We start from the raw sequence: 14,575 nt of genomic DNA on the forward strand, positions 1-14,575 counted from the left end.
TACCCGTGCGCTCTGAGTGTGTGCGTCCTGCCCGTCCTGCCCGTCGTGCGTCTTGAGCGTATACGCCCGTACCTCCTCAATAATCCTTGAGAAAATATCGACCGCCCGTTTCGTTCCGCGCCGCTATTACACCGAAAGCAGCCTAGATTTACGCAGTAAAAAGAGTATGCGGATCAATAACTCCACCGTGTGCATCAAAATCTGCCTGAACACGTTCACGCAGATCTGCGTCGGTAAGGAAATCGAAAGCAGTTGCCGCAAGCGCATAAGCACCATCAAGGATTGCCTGATCCGCAGTCGGCATACATGCGGCATCTGCCATATCGCGCGTATGCAACATTAAGTGAGCACCACCAATAGCAACCAACGGATGTATTCCCGGCACTCGGATAGACACATTACCGAAATCTGTGGAAGCAGCCAAGGTTTCCGGCACAGCACCAAAAGGTAACGGATTACGCCCACGTTCACGCATCGCTGTTATGAAAGAGTCCAACAAATACCGGTTGGAACGCACAGGCATTTCGTTAGGAACTTTATCGTGGATGATTTCCACGCCGGTTCCCGTCATCAACGCTGCTCCGCTGAACACATCTGTGACTCGTGAATCTAAATCAACAAGGGTATCAATATGCTTTGAGCGGATACGTACTTCCAGTTCTGTGCGCTCAGGAATAATATTGGCTACGGCCCCACCATCAGCAATGACCGCGTGGATACGATCTGAAGCCGGTAATTGCTGGCGCAGCAGCCCTAACCCATTTAATGCAAGAACAGCTGCATCCAAAGCATTACGACCCATGAAAGGCGCGGAAGACGCATGCGCGGGAACCCCATGATAGACCACGCGGAAACGACGGATTCCTAACCAGGTTTGGTCTGCAAGGTCAACATTGTATGAATGAGCCATGATCGCTGCGTCCACGTCGTCAAAAGCGCCGCGATCGACAAGCATTTGTTTGCAGGTGGAGTTTTCTTCAGCTGGAGTAGTCTGGAAAACAATCCGACCAGGTATGCCCTGAGGGTTTTCACGTTGAAAAGCAGCAAGAGCAAGGTAAGCACCCACGGATTGCGCGCACATCACATTGTGCCCACAGCCGTGTCCTATATTGGGTAGGGCATCAAATTCGCACAGTAAAGCAATGGTGGGTACATGCGCAGGAGCGCCTTCCGGACGGGTAAGGCTAGTGTGCGCAGTGTCAGATTCAATGGATGATCGCAGTGCTGTCGGAATGTCATACACGCCCGCCTGTGAATCGAGCGAATGGCGGTGCAGTATCTCTTGGACTTGCAAAAGAGCATAGTGTTCCTCGAAACCCACTTCTGGATGCGCATGTAAAGCATGTGAAAGAGAAATGAGTTCAGGGGCAAGAGCGTCAACAATGTCGCTCAATGTCTTCTTATGTTCAGGATGCCGAGGAGCGATTGCTTCCGCTGCGGGGAGCGAGGCAACGAATTCATGGCCTTCGGCGAGCAGATGCTGTCGATGCGCGCCACTGGGGGTGGTGGGCTTTGATAAGTCGCGCATATTTTTCCTTTTCGTCACGAGTATCGAATACGTCAGCTCTATAGGGCGGTTGCGGCAGGTTCTTGGGGGCTGAATTCCCCGACCAGTGATTGATTCATTGCATGGCGTATGTCTGTGCCTGTGAAACCGGCAACGTGCAGTACATACAGTTTGGTGTACAGGGCCTCGAAAGTAGCGTCATAGCCGCTGAGGGCTCCTAGACGAGCCAGCGAATTTCCGGCTGCATATGTGCCCAGATGCACTCCACCTACAGGGGATTGACTTGAAACGACAAGGGTGCCGCCCTTGTCACAGTATCCTGCAAGTATACGGCAGAAATCAGGGTCCGTATCAGGGCCATTTCCTGCACCGTAAGCTAACAAGATCACAGCATCAGGAGCATCCACTTTCGAGTTGTGAGGCAGTAGCTGCTCGTGGAGGCGGCGCATATTCATAGCTGGCGTGATAGTGATTGGCACAATATCTGGCAGGTGCTGCGCGTCCTCAAAAGAAACAGAACGACCAGTAACGTCAGAAGCGGCGCTCAGAGCTGAAATATAAGGTGAAGTAGTGTTTGTGTGTACGGTTGTCGTGGGTGCGATCGGTGATGCTTCGCCGTGCGTGTTGATCTGCGCTCGCAGGACAGAATTCGGTGAAATAAATCCTGTGAAACTTTCCGAATAACGTTTAGTGGCGCGTACTCCAAAATGCAAGTGTCCGTTAAAGAATAGGGAAACACCAGCATAATTATCTGTTTGTGAGGTGGCGCAGGCTAATGCTCCACGCACATTACTGAGCGCATCGGATTGAGGGGCAGACCACGGTAGTTGAGCGCCGGTGAGGATAACAGGTATGTCAATATCTGCCAGCAGGAAACTGAGCGCGCTGGATGTATAGGCCATCGTATCTGTGCCATGTAAAACGATGATCGCATCGTAGTTTTGTGCTCGTGTGCGACAGATCGCGGCGATCCCATACCAGTCTTTTGCGTTGATATTGGCTGAATCAATAATGCGACTGTAATACTCGACTGTGTATGAGACTGAGGAACCGGTAATGTTTTTGCTCAGCCATTCTTCAATTCCGTGCGCAGGTGCAAGCCCAGAGCTGGTCTGACGCATCCCAATGGTGCCACCGGTGTACAGGAAAAGAATTTTCATAATGTCAGGCGGGTATACGAGCTAAAGCGGCGAGGGCTTGCTCGTAGTCAGGATCCTGACGGATTTCATTGACCAGTTGCGTGTATCGGACGATACCTGACGTATCAAGAATGATGATGCTGCGTGCGCACAGGTCTTTCAATGGACTATCAATCAGTCGAACACCATACAGGTTAGCGAAATCTGAACGGAAAGCAGAGGCGACGGTGACATTGTCGATGCCTTCTGCCGCGCAGAAACGTTGTAAGGCAAAAGGTAGGTCATGTGATATGCATAGGACGCGCGTATTTTCTAAGGTTGCGGCGTGCTGATTGAATGTGCGAACAGATGTTGCGCATATGCCGGTGTCAACTGACGGAAAAATATTGAGGACGATCCGATAGCCGGCGTATGTGCTTAATTGAATATCTTCAAGATTGCTTCCAACTACGGTAAATTCTGGTGCTTGCGTGCCGTGAGCGGGTAGCTCACCGATTGTATGGACAAGTTTTCCTTGGAGATGTGTTGTAGCCATGTCATCAGTATATGCAGCAAGGTCGTGCGGGTGTCTATCGAGTTTTATGGGACAAAGCATGAGTGGAGAAGCACATTGAGTGCTGTTCCAGCAAAAATACTCAGGATGAGGTTGTGTTTCCACAGGTGAATAAGCACTGTGACAGCTAATGAACTAAGGGTCGCGGCGGCTGATATTCCTGAAACGTTTCCGATGTCATGCAGTGTGTATACCGCAAGTATGAGCATGATTCCTAGGGGCATACGTTCACGGAGGAACTCAATGAGGGTGCTTTTACTTAAGGGAACAATAATCAGGAAAGGGAAGGCACGTAGCGCCCATGTGATAGTGCCGGCGATCAGTATGGCAATGAGCATGTACAGGTAATCAGGCACGATTTTCCTTTCGTTTTAATAGGAAAAAACGTCCAATGAGGGCTGTGACAAAAAGGGTCATTGAGATGAGGAGCATGTTATGTGGTGATGTAACGATTCCAATAAGTGCGCTGCATAAGGCGAGAGCTGAGATCGGGATGGAACGGCGGTAACGGTAGGATTCTAAGGTAAGTACGGTAAAGAGTGCGGTGACGGCAAAATTGAGGCCTTTAATGTAGGGCGGAATGAAGTTTCCGACAAAGGCTCCGAAGGTAACGGAAGCGATCCATACCCATTGGATACTTGCGACGATGGAAAGTAAAGAGGCGTGGCTCCAATTGTGAGGGCGGGCGCTTGCTGTGACGGCGTAAACTTCGTCGGTGAGGCCAAAGGTGCCGTAGATTTTCCATCCGATGCCGCGAATTTTGTTGATGGGGAATGAGAGTGCGTAGAAAATATGTCGAAAATTTACTAAAAGCGCGGTGAGTGCTATTTGACTGAGGGGTGCAAGTGCCGCAAGCATCCCTACTAAAAGAAATTCAAGGGAGCCTGCATATACGCATGTGGCAAGGAGGGGTCCCCACCACCATGCAAGTCCTGATTGTGTCACGACAACACCGAGGGCAAGCCCTAGGGGAATCATTGCTAAAGTGGCGGGAAGTGCTGCGTGTATGCCGCGACTGATTTCTCTGAAACAGCTGTGATGTGACGGAATATCCGTAGTTTCACTGTGGGGGAGTACGTGTGGCATATGAGTAATGGTATTTCGTGTGCTTTACCGATTGAAAGAGGTATCGCGCAGTGAGCACTTACCCTGAGTCTGTCCGCGTGTAAGGCTGAGACGGGGGAGTTGCATGGCTCGTTGAAGGTCATAAGTGAAGTAGCTGGCAATCAAAGTGCAGGCTGTCAGTGCAATGAACTTTTGTGTCTGTATCGCAGCGTATTCCTTGGGTTGGAGTGTTTTTTCTTGTGTTTCATGCGTTATGACGCGGTTTTGGAACTTCAGCAATGAAAGGCATGCTTAGCTTCACACGCTACGTAAAATATGTGTTCATATGCACTTTCGTACAAGGGAAGTCTCTAAAAAATCAAAACAACAGGATATAAGCCTTCCCTGAAAGCACGTCATCCCCAGATGTGGGCCTGAGCCACGCTAAGATAGAGACGATCAATGACCTCTATGAACCTGCGAGTATGCCTTATGTCAAGTACTGTACAGAGGAACATCCTGCTGAACCCGGGACCCTCAACCACAACAGACTCAGTAAAATACGCTCAGATTGTTCCTGATATTTGTCCTCGTGAAAAAGAATTCGCCTCTCTTATGGCCCCTCTGCGCGAAGACCTTGTGCGTGTCGTTCATGGAAAACCTGAAGAATATACAGCAGTTCTTTTCTGCGGCTCTGGAACGATCTGTATTGACGTGGTGTTGAATTCCCTCCTTGACGAAGGGAAAAAAGCCCTTGTTGTGAATAACGGGTCATATAGCCAACGTGCCTGTGATGTCCTCACGGCCTACGGTCTGCCTTTCGTTGAAGTAAAACAACCAATTGATGATGTTCCTGATTTACACGTGATTGAAAAAGCGTTGAAAGATACTCCTGATGTGGGTTACGTGTACATGACTTTCCATGAAACAGGATCAGGACTACTCAATCCCGTCAGGGAAGTCGGTGCCCTTGCGCATAAATACGGTGCTTTCTTTATCACTGATTCAACATCAGCCTATGCGCTCATGCCGATAAATCTGTATGAGGACAATATTGATTTCTGTATGGCTTCTGCACAAAAAGGCATACAAGGAATGTCAGGCCTGTCATACGTGATTGGTCGCCGCGACATTATCGAAGCCTCCAAAAACTTCCCTGTGCGTTCCTACTACTGCAACCTATACATGCAGTATGAATTCTTTGAAAAAACAGGGGAAATGCATTTCACGCCTCCGGTACAAACCATCTATGCTGCGCGTCAAGCCCTCGATGAATACTTTGAGGAAGGCGAACAAGGTAAATGGCAACGGCATCAACGAGTGATGGCTGCAATCAGGGCAGGAATTGATCGCCTTGGTTTGAAAGAAATGCTGGATCGTCGCGTCCAATCGGGCCTTGTCGCTGCCGTGATATATCCCGATGACCCCGCATGGGACTTCGAGAAAATTCATGACTACTGCTATGAACGAGGATTCACAATTTACCCTGGGAAAATCGACAATAAAGGAACTTTCCGTCTGTGCGCACTCGGGGCAATTGACGCAGAAGATATCAATAATTTCTGGGAAGTCTTTGAACAAGCACTTATAGCTACTGGCGTAGCAGTTCCAGTAACCTACACGAATTAATCAGCAGCTTCACGCATTTACTGTAAGGACCATCCCATGACTATCGCTTATACAGCTTTCTGTACAGATGTTATCCACGAGGGACACCTCAATATCATTGCTCAAGCAGGAAAGTACGGAGATGTTGTTCTCGGTGCTTTAAGTGACAAAGCTCTGATCCGTTACAACAAATTCCCTACGATCTCGCAAGAAGAACGAGTGCGACTCTATGAGTCTTTAGAAGGGGTGAGCCGCGTCATCGTTCAAGAAGACTACTTGTATGATGACGTGATTGCTGACTTGAAACCTGATTATGTGATTCATGGCGATAATTGGCAAAACGGTCCTGAAAAAGCTATCCGTGACAATGTGCTCGGTCTTTTGGAACGTTTCGGAGGTGAACTGGTTGAAATCTCCTACACGCGGACAGAAAAAGCCCGAAAAGTAGATCAGCAGCTCCGCGAAAAACTGGCGATGCCAGAACATCGTCGCCGTCGTTTACGTCAACTCTTACAGATCAGCCCCGTCGTCAAAACAATTGAAGCTCACGATGGCTTGACGGGACTTATCGCAGAAAAAACAGTGGTGGACCATAATGGTCGGCTCGATCAATTTGATGCTATGTGGGTGAGTTCCCTCTGCGATAGTACAACTCGCGGAAAGCCTGACATTGAACTTGTTGATATGTCAGCGCGTCTGCGCACGATTGACGACATCATGGAAGTCACCACTAAACCGATCATCCTTGATGGTGACACCGGTGGCCTGACAGAACACTTTGTGTACAACGTGCGAACACTGGAACGTATGGGCGTATCCGCTGTCATCATTGAAGACAAAACCGGTCTGAAAAAGAATTCTCTTTTCGGCACAGAGGTAGAGCAAACTCAAGCACCTATCGAAGAATTCTGCGCGAAAATTGCTGCTGGCAAAAAAGCGCAGCTTACCGATGACTTCATGATTATTGCGCGTATTGAAAGTCTCATCCTTGAACGTGGGATGGAGGATGCTTTAGCGCGGGCGCGAGCCTTTGTTGGTGCAGGTGCTGATGGAATCATGATTCACAGTCGCCTGAAAGATCCTGCGGAAATCTACGAATTCTGTGATCGTTTCCGTGAGGAGGACCCGGATACTCCGATTGTTGTGGTGCCGACATCGTTTAATGTCGCAACAGAGGAAGAACTGGCCGCACATGGAGTCAATATTGTGATCTACGCGAATCAGCTAATTCGTGCGGCTTTCCCTGCAATGCAGGAAACTGCTCGCGGAATTCTTAAAGCACATCGGGCATTGGAAGTAGACGAACAGCTCATGCCATTTAAGGAAATCATTACCCTCATTGATGAACTGTAAGGGACTGTGATGGTACATCCTCAGGCAATTGTCATGGCAGCAGGGCTGGGAACACGTATGTCTCCTGTGACTCTGGAAACCCCGAAACCTCTGGTGACAGTTCAGGGGACATCTATGATTGAAACAGTGATAGGTGCCCTCCTGAATGCGGGTGTTACTCGTGTGCATATCGTGGTGGGCTATCTGAAAGAACAATTCCAGTTTCTGACAGAAAAATACCCCTCGGTGACGCTCATTAACAACGAGGAGTACCTGGAAAAAAACAACATATCGTCAATTTATGCGGCAGCGCATGTCCTGGATGAGGGGCCGACATTTATTTGCGAAGGCGACCTTGTTATTTCTGATCCGCAGATACTGTGCCAGCCTTTGGAAAGCTCCTGCTACTTTGGCCGCATGGTGCAGGGACACACAGATGACTGGGTTTTTGACTGCGATTCATCAGGTCGTATCACGCGCGTTGGGAAAAAAGGGAACGACACGTACGCGATGGTGGGCCTGTCCTTCTTTAATGCGCAGGACGCGCGTCACCTCGCTGAATATATTCGGCGCGCATATCAACAGGACGGGCATGAACAGCTTTTCTGGGATGACATCGTCAATAAACATATTCAGGAATTAGATCTGCGCATATGCCCCGTACAGGCAAACCAAATATCAGAAATTGATACGGTGGAAGAACTTGTTGCACACGATCCGAGCTACGCTCACGTACTGAAAGAAACGAATCATGCAGGTTGAGTCTTTTGTTAATGCCCTTGGTGCAGATTTCTATACGGGTGTGCCTGATTCCCAACTGAAAGCCCTGTGTAACTATCTGATGCACACATACGGCACAGATCCTGCGCATCACGTGATTGCGGCAAATGAAGGAAACTGCGTGGCTTTGGCTGCGGGCTATCATTTGGCTACAGGAAAAGTCCCTGTGGTGTATATGCAAAACAGCGGTCAAGGTAATGTGATTAATCCGGTTGCTTCGCTTTTACATGAGAAAGTGTACGCAATTCCGATGATTTTCGTCCTCGGGTGGAGGGGTGAACCTGGCGTACATGATGAGCCTCAGCATGTGTATCAGGGTGAGGTTACGCTGAAACTTTTAGATGATATGGGTATTCGTTACTGTATTGTCGGCAAAGATACCACCCCTGATGAACTACATGCCACAATGCGTGAATTTCGTTCCCTATTAGACCAAGGGCTTGATGTGGCTTTTGTTGTGAGGAAAGGTGCTCTTTCTTTCACTGGCAAGGTGGAATACGCGAATAATTACCCGATGAATCGTGAAGAAATTATCCGTCACATTGTTGAGGTCACAGGTGATGATCCGATTGTGTCCACTACGGGGAAAGCAAGCCGTGAGCTTTTTGAGATCCGTGAGGCGCGGGGGCAAGGACACGAGCGTGACTTCTTAACGGTCGGTTCGATGGGGCATGCTTCCTCTATTGCATTAGGTATGGCTCTGGCAAAACCACAGCAAAGGCTGTGGTGTATTGATGGAGATGGCGCGACCTTGATGCATATGGGGTCATTGGCTTTGATCGGTGCGCAAAAGCCGCGTCACCTCATCCATATTGTGATTAATAATGAGGCTCATGAAACGGTAGGTGGTATGCCGACTGTTGCGGGACACATTGACCTCGTAGGTATTGCGCGTTCCTGTGGTTATGAGTATGTGGCTTCAGCAGCCACCTATGAGCAGCTTGATACAGAGTTAAAGAAAGCCTGTGAAGTGTCGGGTCCTGTCTTTGTTGAAGTACGGTGCAATATTGGGGCGCGTGAGGATTTAGGTCGCCCCACTACAACGGCGCGTGAAAATAAAGAAAATTTCATGTCCTATGTGGCTACTTTGAACTGAAAGAACCTCAGGATAAAAGTGAGGATTTCATATGAAAGAGTATGACGATCAGACATTGCATCATGTTCAGCAATGCGAACTGGGTATTCTCAAAGATGTCGTGGAGATATGCGAGGAACACGGTCTGACCTATTTTGGTTTAGCAGGAACAGGTATTGGTGCAATGCGTCATCAAGGATTTATTCCATGGGATGATGATATTGACATCGGTATGCCGACCCGTGATTTAGATACTCTGATCGAAATTATTCAGCAACAATATGCGGATAAGTATGCGGTAATGAATGCTGACATTAACCTTGAGTATCCTTTAGCAACAACTCGTATCATGTTGAAGGGAACTGAGTTTAGCGAGGAAGCGCTGTCGAAACTTCCCTTAGATTTGGGAATTTTCTTGGATATGTATGCTTTCGATAATGTTGCCGATGATGAAAAGGCGTATCGGAAACAAGCTTGGGATGCGTGGTTTTGGGCGCATATCCGTATTTTGTTGAGTATTCCGGACCCGGTTATTCAAATGTCAGGGTGGAAAGGCACTGTAATGAAAGCCGCGTGTCTGGCTGCTGCGGGTGCTTTCAAATTTTTCCGCGTGTCAAAGAAATGGGTGTATCGTCGTGAAAAGGAAGCGCGTACACGATATGCCCGCCAAAAAACACAACGTATCGGCTATTTGTGCGATACGAACCGTTTTACTCAGACATATGCTTGGAAAGATATTGTTCCTTTGTCTCGTGTGCAATTTGAGGGAATGGAACTATGTTTCCCTAAAGAAATTGATTCGATGCTGAGGGATATGTTTGGTGATTACATGCAGCTTCCCCCTCTGGAAAAACGGAAGAATCATTTCCCGGCTCGGCTTGATTTTGGCCCGTACTAGTGGCCGCTGTGGGTGAAGTAAACTCACGTCTTATGTGGTAGGTTCGCCTGTCGATATCGCTATCGGCAGGCGTTCATGTATGGCGCCTATGTTTTCCTTATAGCGGCAACGTGTACACCTGTAAAAAAGGGGAGAGCCGGATTCATTTAGTTGTGCGTATCAGCAGGGGGAGTGTGCGTGTGAGCAGCATGCCGCCTCAAACCCCACAGGGTTGCGATAAGGAAAACGAAAGCCAAGACAGCCATTGATGAATCGTATAGGATACACGCTCCCATAATGCCCCATCGTTGAATAAAAGAGGGGGTTGCAAGTAATGCAAAAAGAGCTGCGCACCCGTATCCCACAACAATGAAACGTTGCATACGTATAGTGACGATTGCGTAGTACAAAATCACGCCGAGAGCATTGAGTAAACCACCGAAGATGAGTACAGCAAGTTCAAGGCGATATGACGAAATATCGACACTGTAAATCAAAGAGAGCAACTCTGGTCCGTATGGCCAGGCCACGGCCATTGTGAGTGCAGAAGCCAAAGCAACTACAGCAAAACCTTTCGTGATGATCCTAAGGAAAGCGCTCTTATGGCCTTGGGACCAGCGATCAGCCAGATCTGTCAGCAGTGGCTTAAACACGAATCCGCTGAGCAGGTTAATGACGAGGGACGGCATGAACACAATTGAATAGTATGTTTGGAATTGCTTTGTCATAAATTCTTCGATGCCATACCGAGGCGCATTACTTAGGTAGGCCAGCAAGAAGGAGCCAGCAAAAAGCGGAGCACATGTGATAAGTAACTGTGTCATGCTTTTCCACTGAAAATGTGGTTTTAATGAAACAAATGAACGCGCCGGTAGAATATTTAAGGCGATCATGACCACGCTGGAAGCCACGAAAGAGAGCATGCACGCTAAAAGCATGTCACCGGTTACCATCACAGCGCAGGCGAAAGAAACTGTCGTAGTAAGCCCTCGAAAAAAGAAAGCTTTCCCAGCAATATCAAGTCTGCCTCGCTGTTGAAACATACCGTGGAATACGTCTTCAAAGGAGTCAAAAAGCCTGAGGGAGGCAATAAATATCAGCAGTAAGGCTTCAAAGGATTTCCCGTTGCTGTAGGTCGCGTAAGCGATAACACCGGCGATCATGAGCAGGCATGTCACTATGCGTGTAGACAGGTAGACCCCAAAGGAAAACCTTTCACGCATATCTGTAGCCTGGTAGGGCCTGATTTCAAAGTGCCCGAGTACTTGAAGTTGCTGGGCAATAGCGAAAGCAAGGGAAAAAATACCGCCCGTGTATGCTCCCATTGCGCGAGTGACTGCCATGAGCATGAGAACACTGGCAGCAGCATTCATCATGGAGCCAAGTGTGTTCCACAGGTAGTTTTTCTTCATCTGTTGGGCGTGACCAGATGAGCTGCTGTTTTTTTCCTGCTCAGGATTTGTGGAAACTTTTACGATCTTCTTTTCCTGAAGGGCGTTGCTGCCAAAGTTCTCCGGTGTTTCCTCATGAGGCGACGAACTCATGCGTAATCTCCGAAGTCAAGACGACCAGGATGGTGATTTTTACGGTTGTCCTCGGGGGGAAGCTGCATGTAATCGCCGTAGCCGCGTCGCAATATCGTGTCGTATGCGTGGGGGAGTTTCACGGTGATATTTTCAAAAGTGTGTTCAATCAGGGGGAATACTTCCGCTTTGGTGACAGCCCACGCTAAAGGATTCATGTCAGTGTAATCCGCGTACAGTGTTTTTTCGTCGGCTGTGTCATGTTCAGCCATGCGTGCAGCTTTTTCCCAGCGTTGATGAATGAACGCAGGGGAGAATCCTGTGAGTTTCATGAGCCAGTGTGTGATAAAACATGCAGAGCGGACCGCGACTAATTGTGGACCTTGTAAGGACAGGTGCGGGTGTGGGGTGGCTCGTAGGAAAGATAAACGCCCCCATAACCATGTGCGGCGAGCTTGTTTACGGTAGACCTTGGGGTCGCGGGGGACTTGATCGAGTGCGTAAATGCCGATGCTGATGGGGTATTGGAAGCGGCATTTCATAAATTCGTCGGGAACGCAGTATGTTCCTTTGAGTGCGAGTGTTGCGTTGCATGCGGGGAAATGCGGGTCAGTGTGCCAGTCAATCAGCTCGAAAGCGTCCCCAAGGGCTGCGGGAGCTTCACGGAGGAAACGTTCAAAATCCTCACGAAATAATGCGACATCAATATCATCATCCCACGGAATAAAACCGTTGTGACGGATAGCCCCAATTGCTGTTCCAGCATAGGAAAAATAGGGGATGTGAAGCTGGGCGCATACACGATCGAATTCTTCAAGGATCAAAGTAGAGACGACTTGTAATTTACGCAGGACGGCAGGGTCATCATACTGTTTGTACGCCATCTATAGTGCCTCACTTGTGATCTGATGTATATGGACATCCTTGATAAGAATGTGCCGGAGTTAGGGCGTTCGGTTACCCGCTTTTTAATCAGCGATCCGTGCGCACCTTAGTTTATCGCGTAAGGGTCGGTGTACACCTTATGCTAGAGGTAGTAGTTTCTGAAATCCCCGATAGTTTTGGACGTGAAATATGTTTCTTCCTGCTGACCACACATTTGCTGTCTGTGCTTATGGTGAAAGTCCGTTTCTTGGTGAATGTATTCAGTCCTTACGTGCGCAAACTGTCGGTACGAATATTGTTGTGGTGACATCGACTCCTTCGCAGTACATTGAGTCGGTCTGCGCGCAGTTTGCTTGCCCTGTGGTGGTGAATGAGGGTGAAGCTGGGATTGCAGGTGACTGGAATTTTGCGGTGCGTACAGCTGGAACACCTTTGGTGACAATTGCTCATCAAGATGATGTGTACCGACCACATTACGCTGAAGAAGCGTTACGTATGCTGAACCAGGCAGAACAGCCTCTGTTGTATTTCACGGATTATGGGGAGCTACGTGAAGGGCATGAAGTTTTAGATAACAGGCTTTTACGTGTGAAACGCTTTTTACTGCGTGGGTTGAAGAATCCTGCACATGCTGCACGTAAGGGTGTTCGGCGGCGGGCTTTATCGTTGGGCTGTTCTATTTGTTGTCCTTCGGTGACACTTGTGACAAGTGTGTTTGAGCAGCCTCTTTTCCGTTCTGATTTCCGTTCGAACTTGGATTGGCAAGCGTGGGAGTACCTATCGCGTCTTGATGGGAGTTTTGTGTATAACCCGCAGGTGCTTATGCTTCATCGTATTCATGAGGATTCAGAAACCAGTAAGTTGATTCAGGATCAGAGTCGCCGAGCTGAGGATTTAGCAATGCTGAAGAAATTCTGGCCTGAGCCTTTGGCGCGAATAATTAATGTGGCTTACGCGAAAGGTCAAGATAGTAACGCTTCGTGATAAAAGGATTGGCCTCCCCGCGCATGTGGAGAGGCCAGTCTAGGTTAAGGTCGTCCCTTTTTTCGTCATTTGGCTTGCCTATATGCGTGGGCAGGCCAAATGTATTGGGTATGAGTATTTCATGACAAAGCTGCTGCAACTGCGAGTTTCAGGGCTGATTGGAAACGTGTTTCGCGTTCCTGCGCGCTCATGTCGGATGAGTGATCGAGGAGATGGTCGGATACGGTGAGTATCGCTAGGGCTTGTGTGCCGTGGTGGGCTGCTATTCCGTAGAGCGCTGCTGCTTCCATTTCAACGGCAAGAACACCGTGTGCGGCGAGTTTTTCTGTTTGTCCTTCAGGGGTGAAGTAGAAGTGGTCGCGGGAAATGATTGTTCCGGCGTGTACTTTACCGTCGAGCTGCCCGTTCGCGGCGGCTCGTTGACTTTCTTCCCATGCGGCTTGAGCGAGGTGGAAGTCAGCGACAGCGGAAAAATTGACTCCGGGAATACGTAGCTGGTTCATGGCAGAGTCTGTATGTGCGCCTGTGGCGATGACGACGTCACCGACAGCGACATTCGGTGAAATGCCGCCTGCTGTGCCGATGCGGATAATGCGTTGTACGTCGTAGTGTGAAAAAAGTTCTGTGGCGTAAATGGAAGCAGAAGGTTGGCCCATTCCTGACCCCATGATGCTCAGGGGTTGTCCGTTTACTGTGCCAGTGAAGCCAAGCATTCCTCGAATGTCTGTGACGAGTCGGGGGTTTTCAAGGATGAGGGTGGCAATTCGTTCTGCGCGTTTGGGGTCGCCGGGCATGAGGACTGCGGGGGCAAAGTCGCCAGAATGTGCGCGAATATGTGGTGTGGGCATGGTTCCTCGTTTACTGGATAGTTTTTGTGTTGAAGCTTACTGTGTTCGCCAGAAGGCTGCATATGCAATGGTGTTTTGTGGGGAAGACTGTAGGGAGAATCCTTGAAAAGTCTTGAAATGCTGTGAATGTGAACGTTACCGGAAAAAGAGTGAAAAAATCTGCGGGTGCAGGTGAAGTTTTTTGTGTAAGTGAAGGTGAAGATTGTTGTTCCTGTTGAAATTTTGAGGAAGATTTTTGCTGTCGTCTTGCTCTGTGTGAGTGCATGTTTTTCCTTGAAAACCGCAGAAAAACAGGCATTTTGGGCACTTTGACGAAGCGAGGAAATTTATGATTTAGATAACGATTGCGCAACAGTTGGCTCCTTCAGTTTGGCTGTTGCTTTGACATGCGCTACGGTTATCTCATAGTCGCAAAGGAGC

The 14,575-nt window shown here is 48.7% G+C and carries 14 protein-coding genes; 6 read left to right on the top strand and 8 right to left on the bottom strand.

From position 1 onward, the window contains the following. Nucleotides 1–148: 148 nt before the first annotated feature. Genes LRP54_RS05785 through LRP54_RS05805 form a run of 5 tightly spaced genes read right to left on the bottom strand, consistent with a single transcriptional unit; the run spans nucleotide 149 to nucleotide 4,285 of the window. Nucleotides 149–1,528 carry a M20 family metallopeptidase gene (locus tag LRP54_RS05785; protein ID WP_231235338.1) on the bottom strand — a complete coding sequence of 460 codons (1,380 nt, stop codon included), beginning with the start codon at nucleotides 1,526–1,528 and terminating at the stop codon, nucleotides 149–151. Nucleotides 1,529–1,566: 38 nt separating this feature from the next. Then, on the bottom strand, nucleotides 1,567–2,667 hold the full coding sequence (locus LRP54_RS05790; protein ID WP_231235339.1) for an asparaginase: 1,101 nt from the start codon (nucleotides 2,665–2,667) through the stop codon (nucleotides 1,567–1,569). A gap of 4 nt (nucleotides 2,668–2,671) precedes the next feature. Then, a complete protein-coding gene (tpx, locus tag LRP54_RS05795) occupies nucleotides 2,672–3,181 on the bottom strand; it encodes a thiol peroxidase (RefSeq protein WP_231206085.1) in 510 nt (169 codons plus the stop codon). Nucleotides 3,182–3,225: 44 nt separating this feature from the next. Next, nucleotides 3,226–3,555 carry a branched-chain amino acid transporter permease gene (locus tag LRP54_RS05800; protein WP_231235340.1) on the bottom strand — a complete coding sequence of 110 codons (330 nt, stop codon included), beginning with the start codon at nucleotides 3,553–3,555 and terminating at the stop codon, nucleotides 3,226–3,228. After that, nucleotides 3,548–4,285 carry an AzlC family ABC transporter permease gene (locus tag LRP54_RS05805; RefSeq protein ID WP_231206081.1) on the bottom strand — a complete coding sequence of 246 codons (738 nt, stop codon included), beginning with the start codon at nucleotides 4,283–4,285 and terminating at the stop codon, nucleotides 3,548–3,550. Before LRP54_RS05805 ends, LRP54_RS05800 begins: the two co-directional genes overlap by 8 nt. A gap of 450 nt (nucleotides 4,286–4,735) precedes the next feature. On the opposite strand from LRP54_RS05805, the gene LRP54_RS05810 reads away from it, so the two are divergent. From LRP54_RS05810 to LRP54_RS05830, 5 genes are read left to right on the top strand one after another with little or no spacing between them, the layout of a single operon-like run. Beyond that, entirely contained in the window at nucleotides 4,736–5,872 is a 1,137-nt protein-coding gene (locus LRP54_RS05810; protein ID WP_231235341.1) for a 2-aminoethylphosphonate aminotransferase, read from the top strand. A 36-nt stretch (nucleotides 5,873–5,908) separates the two neighbouring features. After that, entirely contained in the window at nucleotides 5,909–7,204 is a 1,296-nt protein-coding gene (gene aepX / locus LRP54_RS05815; RefSeq protein WP_231206077.1) for a phosphoenolpyruvate mutase, read from the top strand. A 9-nt stretch (nucleotides 7,205–7,213) separates the two neighbouring features. Beyond that, nucleotides 7,214–7,945, top strand: coding sequence for an NTP transferase domain-containing protein (locus LRP54_RS05820; RefSeq protein ID WP_231206075.1), 732 nt, complete (start codon nucleotides 7,214–7,216; stop codon nucleotides 7,943–7,945). Further along, a complete protein-coding gene (gene aepY, locus LRP54_RS05825; RefSeq protein ID WP_231206073.1) occupies nucleotides 7,935–9,059 on the top strand; it encodes a phosphonopyruvate decarboxylase in 1,125 nt (374 codons plus the stop codon). The genes LRP54_RS05820 and aepY overlap by 11 nt, the downstream gene beginning before the upstream one ends. A 31-nt stretch (nucleotides 9,060–9,090) precedes the next feature. Further along, complete coding sequence (locus LRP54_RS05830; protein ID WP_231235342.1) at nucleotides 9,091–9,936, top strand: LicD family protein; 846 nt, start codon at nucleotides 9,091–9,093, stop codon at nucleotides 9,934–9,936. Nucleotides 9,937–10,082: 146 nt separating this feature from the next. Here LRP54_RS05830 and LRP54_RS05835 read toward each other — a convergent pair whose 3' ends face one another. Both LRP54_RS05835 and LRP54_RS05840 read right to left on the bottom strand, forming a co-directional pair. Further along, a complete protein-coding gene (locus LRP54_RS05835; protein WP_231235343.1) occupies nucleotides 10,083–11,459 on the bottom strand; it encodes a lipopolysaccharide biosynthesis protein in 1,377 nt (458 codons plus the stop codon). Further along, nucleotides 11,456–12,322: a LicD family protein gene (locus LRP54_RS05840; protein WP_231235344.1), complete on the bottom strand. Its 867-nt coding sequence runs from the start codon at nucleotides 12,320–12,322 to the stop codon at nucleotides 11,456–11,458. Before LRP54_RS05840 ends, LRP54_RS05835 begins: the two co-directional genes overlap by 4 nt. A 190-nt stretch (nucleotides 12,323–12,512) precedes the next feature. Here LRP54_RS05840 and LRP54_RS05845 point away from each other — a divergent pair, with 190 nt between their 5' ends. Next, a complete protein-coding gene (locus LRP54_RS05845) occupies nucleotides 12,513–13,307 on the top strand; it encodes a glycosyltransferase (RefSeq protein ID WP_231206064.1) in 795 nt (264 codons plus the stop codon). A 119-nt stretch (nucleotides 13,308–13,426) separates the two neighbouring features. Here LRP54_RS05845 and deoD read toward each other — a convergent pair whose 3' ends face one another. After that, nucleotides 13,427–14,155, bottom strand: coding sequence for a purine-nucleoside phosphorylase (gene deoD, locus LRP54_RS05850; RefSeq protein WP_231235345.1), 729 nt, complete (start codon nucleotides 14,153–14,155; stop codon nucleotides 13,427–13,429). Nucleotides 14,156–14,575: the final 420 nt, after the last annotated feature.

The organism is Schaalia sp. lx-100 (assembly GCF_021083625.1).
GTDB lineage: Bacteria > Actinomycetota > Actinomycetes > Actinomycetales > Actinomycetaceae > Pauljensenia.

Coding starts and splice junctions, on each gene's coding strand:
- LRP54_RS05785 (WP_231235338.1), bottom strand. CDS start 1,528: ATGCGCGACTTATCAAAGCCCACCACCCCCAGTGGCGCGCATCGACAG.
- LRP54_RS05790 (WP_231235339.1), bottom strand. CDS start 2,667: ATGAAAATTCTTTTCCTGTACACCGGTGGCACCATTGGGATGCGTCAG.
- tpx (WP_231206085.1), bottom strand. CDS start 3,181: ATGGCTACAACACATCTCCAAGGAAAACTTGTCCATACAATCGGTGAG.
- LRP54_RS05805 (WP_231206081.1), bottom strand. CDS start 4,285: ATGCCACACGTACTCCCCCACAGTGAAACTACGGATATTCCGTCACAT.
- LRP54_RS05810 (WP_231235341.1), top strand. CDS start 4,736: ATGTCAAGTACTGTACAGAGGAACATCCTGCTGAACCCGGGACCCTCA.
- aepX (WP_231206077.1), top strand. CDS start 5,909: ATGACTATCGCTTATACAGCTTTCTGTACAGATGTTATCCACGAGGGA.
- LRP54_RS05820 (WP_231206075.1), top strand. CDS start 7,214: ATGGTACATCCTCAGGCAATTGTCATGGCAGCAGGGCTGGGAACACGT.
- aepY (WP_231206073.1), top strand. CDS start 7,935: ATGCAGGTTGAGTCTTTTGTTAATGCCCTTGGTGCAGATTTCTATACG.
- LRP54_RS05830 (WP_231235342.1), top strand. CDS start 9,091: ATGAAAGAGTATGACGATCAGACATTGCATCATGTTCAGCAATGCGAA.
- LRP54_RS05835 (WP_231235343.1), bottom strand. CDS start 11,459: ATGAGTTCGTCGCCTCATGAGGAAACACCGGAGAACTTTGGCAGCAAC.
- LRP54_RS05840 (WP_231235344.1), bottom strand. CDS start 12,322: ATGGCGTACAAACAGTATGATGACCCTGCCGTCCTGCGTAAATTACAA.
- LRP54_RS05845 (WP_231206064.1), top strand. CDS start 12,513: ATGTTTCTTCCTGCTGACCACACATTTGCTGTCTGTGCTTATGGTGAA.
- deoD (WP_231235345.1), bottom strand. CDS start 14,155: ATGCCCACACCACATATTCGCGCACATTCTGGCGACTTTGCCCCCGCA.